The following is a 12,571-nucleotide window of genomic DNA, read 5'->3' on the forward strand; positions in this document are numbered from 1 at the left end:
TCCAAGCCGTGTCGGAATAACCGGGTGAGCCGCCGGCGCCGCGTTCACCGAGCGACGACATCGCCGATCACCAGGTCCTCGACCCTGCAGGTCTCCGCGATGACGAGTTCGTAGAGGCGGCGCAGGAAGTCGGGGTCGATTCCGTGGTCCTGCGCGTATCGGGCGGCCCGCCGCTGCACGATGCCGATGCGGTGGGGCTGCATCATCGGGACGTTGTGCTCACGCTTGAAATGCGCGATTTCCACGCAGCACTCGATACGCCTGCGCAGCGTGTCGAGCAGCGACTCGTCGATGCGGTCCAGCGAGGCCCGCAGCGTCTCCAGACCGTCTTCTCCGGCGCCGTTGCCAGCCATGTGAACAGCCCTCCAATCGATGGTGCGCCGGTGTTCCGGCTAATTCAGGATTCGATCTGACGCACATTTCTCACAACCCCTAACACCCCCACAGCGCAGCCGGACAGTCCGGGACAACCTCGGACTTCTCGGCGGGCGGCGAGGCCACGCGGGCAAAGACGGCCCGCGACCCCGGTTGACCCCTATCGGGAAACGATGGATCCCGAATGATCGGGAAATTTGGTTGACCGTCCGAAAATGGTGGAACTAATCTCCGTTCGCGAAGTGCCTGTGAGCACGTGCGAGAAACGGCGGTGGCGAAAGTGAAACCTCGAGCATTCGTACTTACCGGATCATTCCTGGTGATCTGCCGGGCCCCTCTCTATCTGCGCGAACTGTCCCGCCGGGGGCTGCGGATCCTCGTGGTCACACCGGCCTCCTGGCGGGAGCAGGCCCTGGCCCAGATGCGCGACCCCGCGCACCCCGCCTCGGTCATCGAGGAGATCGCCTTCACCGACGGCGACGTCAACACGGACAACTCGTTCACCGCCGGCGTGATCTCCGGCGTACGGGCGTGGCGGGACCGCTACGACATCGCCGGCGTCTACGCGGTCGGCGAGACGCTGGTCGAGCCGACCGGCCTGCTCGCGGACGCCCTGGGGCTGCCCTCCCCCGGCCTGCGGGCCACCCGCGCCTGCCGCAGTAAATACCTCCAGCGGTGGTATCTGCCGGAGTTCAGCCCCGCCTCGGTGGTCGTCCCCCCGGGCGCGCGGGCGACGTTCACCGCCGCCGATGTGTCGTTCCCCGCCGTGGTCAAGCCCGCGAGCCGGCACTCCAGCTCGGGCGTGGAGACCGTGCGCGATCCGGCCGAGCTACGCGCCCAGCTCGACGCCTACCTGCCGCACGAGACGGTGCTGGTGGAGGAGAAGGTGGCGGGCCAGGAGTTCTCCGTGGAGAGCCTGGTGCAGGACGGCCGGATTGTGTTCGCCTCGGTCACCCGCAAGGAGACGACCGAGTCGGGCACCCGCACCTTCGTCGAGCTGTCCCACTCGGTCCCGAACGAGCTCGACGGCGTGAACGAGATCATCCTCGACGCCAACCGGCGCATGCTCGAACGGCTGGCCTTCGGATGCGGCATCGCCCACGCCGAGTGGCGCGTGGACGACACGGGCCGGGCCTACCTGATGGAGGTGGCCGCGCGCACCCCCGGCGACGGCCTGTCGATCCTCTACTCGCTCGCGACCGGCGCTCCGATGGAACCGGAGCTCATCCGCATCGCCCTCGGGGAGCCGGCGGCCTACCCCGCGCCGCGCCGGTACGCCCGGCAGGTCTACCTGGAGCACGAGCCCGGGCGGCTCGGCGACGTGACGGTGGACTGGCCGGGGATCTCACCGGTCTGGGTGGGCGAGGGCGGCCTGTGGCCCGAGGTCGCGCCCGCCGCTTCGGACGACCCGCCCACGCTGCGCGCCGTGCTCGTGCTCAAGGACCGCGGCGCCCAGCTCGGGCCGCTGCACAGCTCGGACGACCGCGCCGTGACGTTCCTCATCGACGCGCCCACCCCGGCCGAGCTGGACGAACTCGAAATGCGCGTACGGCACGCCGTGCGGATCCACACGCTCCAGCCCGCCGGCGCCCGGATGTAGGGAATGTCTGTGGACGTGCGAGGTGCGGCGGAAGGCGATGGGCCTCCCGCCGCGCCCGCCTTTCACGGGGCGTTGACCGTCAGGGGTAGCTGACCACGTTGACGGGCACGGTGGCCGTGCCCTGGGCCGCGCCGCCCGTGTCGTTGATGACATGGGCGATCGTGCCCACGCCGCCCAGCGACACCGTGAGCAGGTCGTGGAACTTCACGCCCGACCTGTTGGGGGCCTCGAAGCCGCGCTCGGCGACGATCGAGGGGTCGGTGCTGAAGTTGCAGTAGCTGCCCATGCCCCAGGCCTCGTGGCTGGTCACGCTGTCGGCCACCTTGTAGGCGGCGTAGCCCCGGGTCGAGCCGTTCATCCAGGACGCCTGGTTGGGCGGGTCGTAGGGCAGCTCGTTCTGGAAGAAGATCGTCTTGCCGCCCTGGCCGTTCCAGATCACCTCGTACTTCCTGTAGTGCTCGACGAACAGGCCGTACGCCGTGACGTTGTCGCCGTTGACGATCAGGCCGGTGTCGGCAGGGTTGGAGTTCCAGCCCACCCCCGCGCCGTGGTCGGCCCGCCACGCCCAGATGTGGTCGATGATCGTGTTGTCGCTGTTCACCACCAGGCTGGTCGTGGCCGAGCCGGGTCCCGCGCCGCCGATCCGGAAGAACACGTCCTGGATCGAGATGGGGTTGCCGGCGTGGCTCGCCGAGGCGCCGTCCGGGCCCACCCGCAGCAGCACCGGCGAGTTGACCGTGCCGGCGTCGAAGAGCAGACCGGCGATCTTCACGCCGTCGACGTCCGCGACGTTCATCGCGACGACTCCGTTGTCCGGGATCAGCGTGGCGTAGCCGAGCCCGAGGACCACCGTGTCCGCCCGGGTCACGTTGAGCGTCTGGTTGAGGTGATAGATGCCGGGCGTGAACAGCAGGTTGAGGCCCTGACCCAGCGCCTGGTTGAGCGTGGCGGCGCTGTCGGACGGCTTGGCGACGTAGAACTGCGTCAGCGGGATCGACGTGCCGGGGGTCGCGCCGTTCGCCCAGCTCACGCCGCTGGAGTTGGTCCGCAGCGAGGGGACGAAGACGCGGTAGGCGCCGCCCGAGTCCACGTACAGGTACGGCTTCTCCCGGGTGACCGGGCTGGTCGCGAGCGTCGTGTACGGCGGGTTCGGGAAGCTCTGGGCGGGAGCGCCGACGACACCGGAGAACACCATGTTCCACACGGCGTTGGTCCAGCCGCCGATGGTGCTGTCGCGGGTGAACCACTGCTGCTGGGAGTACGGGCCGACCGTGCCGTCGATCTTGCTGTCGGCGATGTAGCCGCCGCTGGCCCAGCCGTACCCGTTGGGGGCCAGGTTCAGCCCGCCGCGCACGTGGATCCGCCGGAACGGCGCGGCCTGGGCCACCGCCCACCGGTCGGTGCCGTTGACGGGGACGACGGCCAGGTTCTCCGCCGACCGCCAGAAGTTCTGGGTGGCGTTGCCGTTGAACCACCCGGCGTCGACGGTGATGTCACCGTTGATCGTCACGTTGTCCGGCGACTGGCCGAGACCGGCGATCGAGGTGTAGAAGCCGATCTGGGCGTTGAGGCCGCTGTAGGTGCCCGGCTTGAACAGCAGCGCGTACCGCTGGCTGCCGAACTGGTTCGACTCCTGCTGGTTGAAGACGGTGTCGATCGTGCTCTGGATGCTCGCGCTCGACATCGAGGGGTCGAAGACCCTCACGTTGGGCCCGAGGTCGCCGCCGCCCGGGAGATCCGAGCCGCCGTCGTCGCCGCCGCCGGTGGTGTTGACGGCGAACTCCCACAGCGAGTAGCCGTACGCCGTGGCGCGGGTCAGGCCGTACATCCGGACGTACCGGCCGGTCGCCGACACGTCGAGCGACTGCGTCCCGCTCACGCCGCTCACCGTGGCGGTCGCGTCCGACCACGACGAACCGTCCGGCGACACCTGGATCTTGAACGTCTGCGCGCGGGCGGTCTCCCAGCTCAGGACCACCTTGCAGACCTGCTGAGAGCTGCCCAGATCCACCTGGATCCACTGCGGGTCACTGAACGCGCTCGACCACCGGGTGCCGGTGTTGCCGTCGAACGCGGCCGACGCCGGCGACGCGCCGTTCTCGGCCGAGGAGGCCGACGCCGGCCTGCCCTGCGCGACGTTCGCGGTGCCACAGGTGGTCCCGCCGCCGGAGGCGACGTTGACGGCGAACTCCCACAGCGAGTAGCCGTACGCCGTGGCCCTGGTCAGGCCGTACATCCGGACGTACCGGCCGGTCGCCGACACGTCGAGCGACTGCGTCCCGCTCACGCCGCTCACCGTGGCGGTCGCGTCCGACCACGACGAACCGTCCGGCGACACCTGGATCTTGAACGTCTGCGCGCGGGCGGTCTCCCAGCTCAGGACCACCTTGCAGACCTGCTGAGAGCTGCCCAGATCCACCTGGATCCACTGCGGGTCACTGAACGCGCTCGACCACCGGGTGCCGGTGTTGCCGTCGAACGCGGCCGACGCCGGCGACGCGCCGTTCTCGGCCGAGGAGGCCGACGACGGCCTGCCCTGCGCGACGTTGGTCGTGCCGCAGGCCGCCGCCGCGGCGCTGTAGGTGGCGGGGACGACGCCGGTCACGGCCGCGAAGGTCGACAGTGCGACGAGCCCGGCGGCGACCAGGCCGTATCGGCTGCGCCGCCTGCGCGGTCGTCCGGGTGCGGGGTGAGGCGGGGAGGAGAAAGGCATGCATGTCTCCTTGGCGCGGAGCCCCTCGGGCGAGGGTTCGGGGGATGAGAGAGGTCCAGCGGCATGAGCGTCCGTCGCCGCTCCGCTTATGTCAAGACTTATTTCACCCTCAGAATTATGTCGCGACCGTCGCGCCCCACCTCGTACGCGGCGCCGTCCCGGGCGCTTCGCATGCTTTCCGTGCGGCGGTGCCGCGTCAGCCGGCGGCGGTGATCCTGGCGACCTGGGGCGCGTTCAGGAACTCCTCCAGGACGAGCGTGGCGGCCCCCAGCGCCACCGCGTCGGGGCCGAGGCGGCCCAGGACGATCGACGTCGCGGCGTACGGCTCGGCCAGCGAGTTGGCCGCGGTGGCGCGGCGGATGCCGGGCAGCAGACTCTCGCCGAGCCGCACCCCCACCCAGCCGCCGATCACGATCTTCTCGGGGTTGATCAGGTTGACCAGGTTGGCCAGGCCGACGCCCAGGTAGGTGACGGTCTCCTCGACCACGGGGGACTCCGACGCCAGCACGCCGGCGAGGTCCTCCTCCCAGTCGCCCTGCGAGGTGACGCCCGCCCGGTCGAGGATGGCCTCGATCCCGACGTACGCCTCCAGGCACCCGCGTCCGCCGCAGCGGCAGGGCCGCCCGTTCGCCACGATCTTCGTGTGGCCCCACTCGCCCGCGCTGCTGCTGACCCCGCGGAACGTGGTGCCGTCGGCCACGATGGTCGCGCCCACCCCGACGCCGAGCAGCACGATGACCGCTTCCGAGGCGCCCCGGCCCGAGCCGAACCACAGCTCGGCCTGGCCCATCGTCTTGGCGCCGTTGTCCACGTACAGCGGGAGCGAGGTCCCGCGCCGCAGGAGCGCTCCAAGGGGCACGCCGTCCCAGCCGAAGGTCTTGGCGTGGATGACGCCGTCGACGCCCGGCTCGACGATGCCGGGAACCCCCACGCCGATGCCGAGCACCTGCTCGGGAGCGACGCCCGCGTCCGACAGCACGACCTCGACGCCCGAAAGGATGTGCCGGGCGACCAGCTCGGGATCGTGGCGGGCCGGCCGCAGCATGTAGTCCACCTTGGCCCGCTCGGTCATCTCCAGGTCGAACAACCCGACCCGGACGTGCGTCTCGGCCACGTCGACGCCCACCGCGAAGCCGTACTCGGGGTTGACGCGCAGCAGCACGCGGGGCCGGCCGCCGTCGGACTCCACCTGGCCCGCCTCGACGACGATGTTCTCGCCCAGCAGGTCGGCGGTCATCGTGCTGACCGTGGCGGCGCTCAGGCCGGTGCGCGCGGTGAGGTCGTTGCGGCTGGTCGGGCCGGAGAAGTACAGCGCGCGCAGCAACACGGCCCGGTTTCCTCGGCGGATGTCCCGTACCGTCCTGCGCTGAGGCCTTGCCATGACCCACCCTCCCCGTCGCGACACGGTCATCTTAGTTCAGAGGCGAAAACAAGCACCCGCGCCGTCTGCCGACCTCATCACCGTGGCATCTCAGCGTTTCCCGCCCATTACGCCGCCGTGTCGTCCCCCCCTTCTTCCAGGCCCTGAACCAACGTCGGCTCGCCGCGTCCCCGAGAGAGGGTCTGATAATCTGATTTCATGAAGGTGATGACCGCCACCGAGGCCTCGCGCAACTTCGCAGCCGTGCTGGACGAGGCCGAGCACGGGGAGACGATCGTCGTGACCCGCGGAGGCAGGCGGATCGCGGTCATCGGTCCCGCTCCCGTCGCGCCAGGGCGCATGGTGAAGGCGTTTCTGGCCAGAAGCGCCGGCACCCTCGACGCGGAGTTCGAGGCCGACGTCACCGCGGCCAGGGAAAGCGTCCGCGACGAGATGAGGACCACGTGGCCCGACGCCTGATTCTCGACACCGGCGTTCTTATTGCCGCGGAGCGGGGCAAAGCCGAGGTGGATTCCGTCATCGGCGACGCCGACGACGTGGCTGTCGCAGCCATCACCATCGCCGAGTTGCTCGTCGGCGTCGAACTGGCCGATCCGGTCCGGCGTCCGGCCCGGCAGGCGTTCGTGGACCAAGTCCTCGCGCTGATTCCCGTCGAGGAATACACGACCGACATCGCCAGAGTTCATGCGCGTCTGATGGCATACGTGCGGCGCGAGGGCAAGACGCGCGGCGCCTACGACCTGCTCATCGCGGCGACGGCGGCGGCGACCGCCCGGACCGTGGTGACGATGGACTCGTCCGCGGCCTTCGACGATCTGCCGGGCGTGCGGGCGCAGGTCGTTCCCCGCTGAGTGCGGGGGACGCCGGTCGCGGTCAGGCGCGGGCGGCCGCGAGCTCCTCCATGAGGGCCTCGACGAGGGCGGCGGCGGGAAGGTCACGGCAGCGGCGGTATCCCCGGCCGCACCACAGGGCCATCGCCTCGGGGTCGCCGTGCTCCGCAGCCGCCCGGCGCAGTCCCTTCGTCAGGTGGTGCACCTGCGGGTAGCACGCGGGCGCCGACGCCTCGTGCTCGGCCATGAACCGATTGGCCAGGCCACGCGCCGTACGTCCGGAGAAGGCCCGGGTGAACGCGGTGCGGGTGAACCGGGGATCGGCGAGGGCGGCCTTGTGCACGGGATGCGTCCCGCTCTCCGGGGTGCGCAGGAACGCGGTGCCGAGTTGCGCGGCGACCGCGCCCGCGGCGAGGACGGCGGCCACGTCCGCGCCGTCCATGATCCCCCCGGCGGCCACGAGCGGCACGTCGGTCGCCTCCCGCACGAGGGCCACCAGCTCCGGCAGGTTGTCCGGAGCCTCCCAGGAGGGCGGCGGGTTGAGGAAGGCCGCCTGGTGCCCGCCCGCTCCGGAGCTCTGGACGATCACGGCGTCGGCGCCGGACTCGGCCGCCGCGACCGCCTCCCACGGGGTGTTCACCATGACCATGATCACGCTCCCGGCGTCGTGGAGGCGGGCCGTCGCCTCGGGCGGCGGGCAGCCGAAGGTGAAACCCGCCACCGGCACCCGTTCGTCCACCAGCAGGCCGATCTTGGCGTCCCACTCGTCGTCGTCCCAGGCGGGGGCCTCCGGCAGCGTCACGCCGTACCGCTCGGCCTCGGGGGCGAGCTCGTCGCGGTAGCGGGCCAGCGCCGCGTCGTCACCCGGCTCCCGCCGCGCGGCCGCGAAATCCAGGGCCGCCGCGAAATCGGGGACGAAGACGTTCACTCCGAACGGCCGGTCCGTCTGCTCGCGCACCGCGGCGATCTCCCGGCGTACGTCCTGCGCCGTGCGGTAGCCCGCCGCGAGGAACCCGAGGCCGCCCGCCCGGGACACCGCCGCCGCGAGGGCCGGGGTGGCTCCGCCGCCCGCCATGGGCGCCTGGATGATCGGGTTCGACGGCCCGAAGGGAAGGACGCGACCGGTCATGAGGACCTCCTCACTCGTCTGGACAGCAGCGTAGAACGCGGTCGACGAGCGCTCCGGCGGCCCCCGTGTACTCGGCGGGGTCGAACAACCGGACCAGGTCCAGCCCGTCCGGCATGGGCAGGAGTTCCTCCAGCACCTCGGCCACGGGGCGCCCGGACGCGGCGGCGGCCGCGGACGCCTCCCCGAGCAGCCGCTTGGCGGCGGCCTTCCCCAGGACCGGCGCGAGCACGGCGGCCGCCCGTTCCGTCACGGTCAGGCTGCCGGTGAGCGCGAGGTTGGCCCGCATGCGCTCGGGGAACGCGACCAGCCCCTCGGCCAGTTCGGCCGTCACGGCGGCGGCCCCGCCGACCAGCCGCAGGCACTCGCGCAGCGGCTGCCACTCCGCGTGCCAGGCGCCCGCGGGCCGTTCGTCCTCGGCGAGCAGGCACTGGCCGAGGCTCGCGGCGAGCGCGGGCACCTGGATCGCCGCCGATCGGACGAGGGTGGCGAGGACCGGGTTGCGCTTGTGCGGCATCGCCGACGACACGCCCCGGCCGGGGGCGGCCGGCTCCACGACCTCGGCGACCTCGGTGCGCGACAGCGACTGCACGTCCACCGCGATCTTCCCGAGCACTCCCGAGGCGAGGGCCAGCGCCCCGGCGAGGTCGGCGATCGGAATCCGCAGGACGTGCCAGGGGACCACCGGCTCGGCCAGCCCCACCTCGGCGGCGAACGCCGCGATCAGCCGCTCCGGGTATGTCTCGGGGTCGGGCACCGCGGCCATCCGCGCGTACTCCACGTAGCCCGCCAGCGTGCCGGCCGCGCCGCCGAGCTCGGCCGGCAGGTCGGCGCGCACCCGGCGCAGCCGCGCCGCCGCCACGCGCACGGCGTGCAGCCAGCCGGCCGCCTTCAGTCCGAACGTTGTGGGCACCGCCTGCTGGGTCAGCGTGCGGCCCGGCATCAGCGTGTCGCGGTGCCGCGCCGCGAGCCCCGCGAGCGCGGTCGCGGCCCGGTCCAGGTCGGCGGTGATCAGGTCGAGGGTCCGGGCGGCCACCAGCATGGCGGCCGTGTCCATGATGTCCTGGCTCGTAGAGCCGCGGTGCACGAATTCGGCCGCGGCCGGGTCCACCACCGCCACGGCGGCCGTCAGGTCCTCGACCAGCGCCACCACCGGGTTGGCCGCCTCCCGGGCGCGCAGGGCCAGGGCCGCCAGGTCGAGGCCGCCCGCCTCCGCCACCTTGCCGATCGTCTCCGCGGCCTCCACCGGGACCACCCCCAGCCGGGCCTGCGCGCGGACCAGGGCGGCCTCCGCGTCGAGCATCGCGCGCAGCCACGCGCCGTCGCCGGTCGCCCGTTCCGCCGCCGAACCCACCCGGACCGGGGACAGCAGGCCCAAATCGAGGTCACTGCCGAGGTCACTGCCGAGGTCGCCGCCGAGGTCACTGCCGGGGCTCATCGGACGCCCGCCGGCGTCGGGCCGTAGGCGAGAGCCGTACGCGGGCCGGCGGTCACGCGGGCCACGCGGGCGACGCGGCGACCCGGGAGGGCCCGCGCGGGCGTCAGCGCGAGCACGCTGCGGGCGATGGCGTCGGAGTCGCCCAGGATCACGGAGTTCACCCCCGGCCGCACGCCCGCGGCCGTCACCCAGTGGACCGACTCGGTGGGCACCCCGTACGCGAACCGCCGCGGGTGGGCCCGCCCGTCCGCGTCCAGGAGCCGGTACGGCCGGCGGGTGACCGCGAGGCCGCCCGTCTCGTGCCGGTCCTCCCCACGCCGCCCGCCGATCACGTACGCCCGGCACTGCCCGGTGCCGAGCAGGTGGCGCAGCAGGGGGTCGGCCGTGCGCCGCAGGTCGATCTCGGGCAGGCGGGCCTCGACGAGCACCCTGGCCCGTACGGCGGAGCCCGGCACGGCGGCGGACTCGGCCTCGAAGACGCCGTCGCGGGCGTGCACGCGCATGTTGGGACCGATGACGGTGAGCACACCCGCCTCGATGAGCGCGATCATCTGCTCGACCCGCTCGGCCGGCGGCCCGATGGACAGGAACGCGTTGAGCGGCGTGTACCACCGGTCGAGGTCGTCGCGGTGCGAGCGCCCGGTGAGCCCGCCGTGGTCGACCACCTGCCTGACCTCGTTGCGCAGGTCGCGCAGCACGTCGAGGGCGGCCTTCAGCGGCCCGCTGACGTTGCCCGCGCGGGCCTGCGCCAGGTCGGTGCGCAGGTAGGCGGTCAGCCACTCGCGCCAGTCGTCCGGGCCGCCGAAGCCGATCCCCCGGTACGGCTCGGCCACGCTCTCCCAGTCCCACCGCACCGCCGCGCCGATGCCGAAGGCGTCCAGCACCAGTGCCTCCCCGGCGTCGCCCCAGGCGTGGGCGAGGTAGGCGGCGCGGAAGCGGTCGGCGACGCACGCGCAGTCCCGCCGCGCCAGGAGGGTCGCGTAGTAGACGGTCTCCACCTCCTTCGCGATCAGCGGCCACAGGTCGGCGCGGAAGTCGAGCCCGCCGCGCGCGGCCGAGCGCTCGGCCAGCGACGCGATCCTGCCCGGCGTGAGCAGCAGCGGTTCGTGCCTGCCCTCGACGCCCTTCTCGTTCTCGCCCCGGGACTGGTACGGGATGCCCCGGCGCGATCCGGCGTACAGGCGGGGCTCGCGCCCCGAGGGCCGATAGACGAGGCGGCCCGCCTCGCCGCGCTCGAACCGGCCGCCGCGCCCGAGCGTCAGCAGGGCCATGTGGTCGAAGAAGTTGAGCCCGAGCCCGCGCAGCAGCACCGCCTCCCCCGGCCGCACGTCGCTCAGGTCGGCGTCGGCGGGGTTGGCGGGCGGCACGTGGACCAGCCCGTGGGCGGCGGCGTACGCGGCCGCCTCCCGCTCGGCGGCCGAGGGCGTGACCGGCAGGTGCCCCTGGGCCAGGACCACCGCGTCGAGCGAGCCGAGCACGGTGCCGTCCTCCAGCACCACCCGCTGCGCGCCGGTGCCGGGCACGTCGTCGAGCGCGGTCGCCCGCGTGGCGTGCACCCGCACCTCCACCTGCCGGGGCGCCCGTGCGACCACCCGCTCGAACACCCAGCGCAGGTAGCGCCCGTAGAAGGCGCGGGTGGGGTAGGTGTCGGGCCCGAGCCGGCGCGCCTCGGCGAGCACGTCCGCCGAGACGCCGTCCACCGAGACGCCGTCCACCGACATGCCCTCCGCCGGAAGCCCGGTGTCGGCGAAGAGCACCAGGTGCCGCGCCCACTCGTGCAGGCTGGGGCCCGTCTCCAGCGGCCCCCGGATGCCGACGCTGGGATCGGTGAAGAGCGTGACCTGCGAGGCGACGGTGTTCATGAGCAGCTGGCCCGGCTGGTCGGTGCGCCACACCTGTCCCGCCCCCGGCGGGTACGGATCCACGACGTGCAGCAGGACGCGTGCCCGCGGCGGCAGCCGCCGCGCGTTGGCGCACAGCCGCTCGATCACCGACATTCCGCGTGGCCCCGCTCCGATCACGCACACCTCGAACGGCCGGGTCGATCGTGTTGTGGTCATCCGCTCCTCCAGTTGCCCTCGGGTCGTGAGTCGAGGATGCGGCAGCGAAGGTGTCGTGAGGTATGTCACATTTGGCGAGGCGGTGTTAAGCATTGCTTCATGCACGACGTGACGCGCCTCGGGGCGCTGGTGGCGGTCGCCGAGGCCGGTTCGATCACCCGGGCCGCCGCCCGCCTCGGTTACACACCGCCCGCGCTGTCGCAGCAGATCGCCAAGCTGGAGCGGGAGGCGGGAGCCACACTCGTGATCCGGCACCGCCGCGGCGCCACGCTCACGGCGGCGGGCGAGCTGCTGGTGGAGCACGCCCGGCGGGTGCTCGACGAGCTGGAACGGGCCCGGCACGGCCTGGCCGCGCTCGCCGGCCTGTCCGGCGGCCACATCACGATCGGCACGTTCACGACCGCCGGCATCCACCTGCTGCCGCCGGTCCTCGCGGCGTTCCGGCGTGCTCACCCCGCCGTGGAGGTGAATGTGAGGGAGTACGAACCGCCGTCAGGGCTGCCCGCGCTGGCCACCGGCGAGGCCGATCTCGTGCTCACGCACACCTACGAACATCAGCCCGCCCCCGCGCCGCCCTCCGGGGTCCTCGTCGAGGCGCTGCTGGTGGAGGAGCTGGTGCTGGTGGCCGCCCCCGGGCACGCGCTCACCGATGCGGCCGAGCCGCTGCCGTGGCCCGAGCTCGCCGGCCGGCCGCTGATCAGCGGCTCGCGCGGGCTGGCCAACCGGGAGGCACTTGAGGCGCTGTTCCGCCGCGAGGGGCTGGCGCCGCCCGTCGTGGCGTACGAGACGGGCAACTACGGCATGTCGTGCGCCCTCGCCAGCGGGGGCATGGGCCTGGCCCTCGTGCCGAGGACCGTCGCCGACCTGGCCGAAAACCCCCTCAGCGTACGACGGCTCGCCCCGCCCGGCCTGCACCGGACGATCAGCCTGGCCATGCGGTCCGACGACAGGTCTCCCGCGCTGGCGACCATGCGTTCGCTGTTCAGGAGCATGCGCAGGGCGGCGCCCCGGCGGCCCCAGGAGGAGCCGCCGAGGTGAGGGCGCCGGT

General features: G+C 72.7%; 10 protein-coding genes. 4 read left to right on the top strand and 6 right to left on the bottom strand.

Annotation, left to right across the window (positions count from 1 at the left end; all coding sequences use genetic code 11):
* Positions 1-44: 44 nt before the first annotated feature.
* On the bottom strand, positions 45-353 hold the full coding sequence (locus ACGFIB_RS25710; RefSeq protein WP_393375565.1) for a chorismate mutase family protein: 309 nt from the start codon (positions 351-353) through the stop codon (positions 45-47).
* 341 nt (positions 354-694) lie between these two features.
* Here ACGFIB_RS25710 and ACGFIB_RS25715 point away from each other — a divergent pair, with 341 nt between their 5' ends.
* Entirely contained in the window at positions 695-1,975 is a 1,281-nt protein-coding gene (locus ACGFIB_RS25715; RefSeq protein ID WP_357245273.1) for an ATP-grasp domain-containing protein, read from the top strand.
* 79 nt (positions 1,976-2,054) lie between these two features.
* Here ACGFIB_RS25715 and ACGFIB_RS25720 read toward each other — a convergent pair whose 3' ends face one another.
* Together ACGFIB_RS25720 and ACGFIB_RS25725 are read right to left on the bottom strand one after the other, a co-directional pair.
* Positions 2,055-4,688, bottom strand: coding sequence for a discoidin domain-containing protein (locus ACGFIB_RS25720; protein ID WP_393375567.1), 2,634 nt, complete (start codon positions 4,686-4,688; stop codon positions 2,055-2,057).
* A 196-nt stretch (positions 4,689-4,884) separates the two neighbouring features.
* Positions 4,885-6,069, bottom strand: coding sequence for an ROK family transcriptional regulator (locus ACGFIB_RS25725; protein ID WP_393375570.1), 1,185 nt, complete (start codon positions 6,067-6,069; stop codon positions 4,885-4,887).
* 198 nt (positions 6,070-6,267) lie between these two features.
* Here ACGFIB_RS25725 and ACGFIB_RS25730 point away from each other — a divergent pair, with 198 nt between their 5' ends.
* Together ACGFIB_RS25730 and ACGFIB_RS25735 are read left to right on the top strand one after the other, a co-directional pair.
* Positions 6,268-6,528, top strand: coding sequence for a type II toxin-antitoxin system Phd/YefM family antitoxin (locus tag ACGFIB_RS25730; RefSeq protein ID WP_142574694.1), 261 nt, complete (start codon positions 6,268-6,270; stop codon positions 6,526-6,528).
* Positions 6,513-6,920, top strand: a complete 408-nt coding sequence (locus tag ACGFIB_RS25735; protein WP_142574693.1) for a PIN domain-containing protein — start codon at positions 6,513-6,515, stop codon at positions 6,918-6,920. Before ACGFIB_RS25730 ends, ACGFIB_RS25735 begins: the two co-directional genes overlap by 16 nt.
* A gap of 22 nt (positions 6,921-6,942) precedes the next feature.
* On the opposite strand, the gene ACGFIB_RS25740 is transcribed toward ACGFIB_RS25735, so the two are convergent.
* From ACGFIB_RS25740 to ACGFIB_RS25750, 3 genes are read right to left on the bottom strand one after another with little or no spacing between them, the layout of a single operon-like run.
* On the bottom strand, positions 6,943-8,028 hold the full coding sequence (locus ACGFIB_RS25740) for a nitronate monooxygenase (RefSeq protein WP_393375573.1): 1,086 nt from the start codon (positions 8,026-8,028) through the stop codon (positions 6,943-6,945).
* A gap of 10 nt (positions 8,029-8,038) precedes the next feature.
* A complete protein-coding gene (gene pcaB, locus ACGFIB_RS25745) occupies positions 8,039-9,463 on the bottom strand; it encodes a nitrosuccinate lyase (RefSeq protein ID WP_393375575.1) in 1,425 nt (474 codons plus the stop codon).
* Complete coding sequence (locus ACGFIB_RS25750; RefSeq protein WP_393375578.1) at positions 9,460-11,523, bottom strand: FAD/NAD(P)-binding protein; 2,064 nt, start codon at positions 11,521-11,523, stop codon at positions 9,460-9,462. The genes pcaB and ACGFIB_RS25750 overlap by 4 nt, the downstream gene beginning before the upstream one ends.
* A 99-nt stretch (positions 11,524-11,622) precedes the next feature.
* Here ACGFIB_RS25750 and ACGFIB_RS25755 point away from each other — a divergent pair, with 99 nt between their 5' ends.
* Positions 11,623-12,561 carry a LysR family transcriptional regulator gene (locus tag ACGFIB_RS25755; RefSeq protein WP_357245255.1) on the top strand — a complete coding sequence of 313 codons (939 nt, stop codon included), beginning with the start codon at positions 11,623-11,625 and terminating at the stop codon, positions 12,559-12,561.
* Positions 12,562-12,571 lie beyond the last annotated feature (10 nt).

It is taken from the genome of Microbispora bryophytorum, from assembly GCF_043197435.1.
In the GTDB taxonomy this organism is placed as follows: domain Bacteria; phylum Actinomycetota; class Actinomycetes; order Streptosporangiales; family Streptosporangiaceae; genus Microbispora; species Microbispora bryophytorum.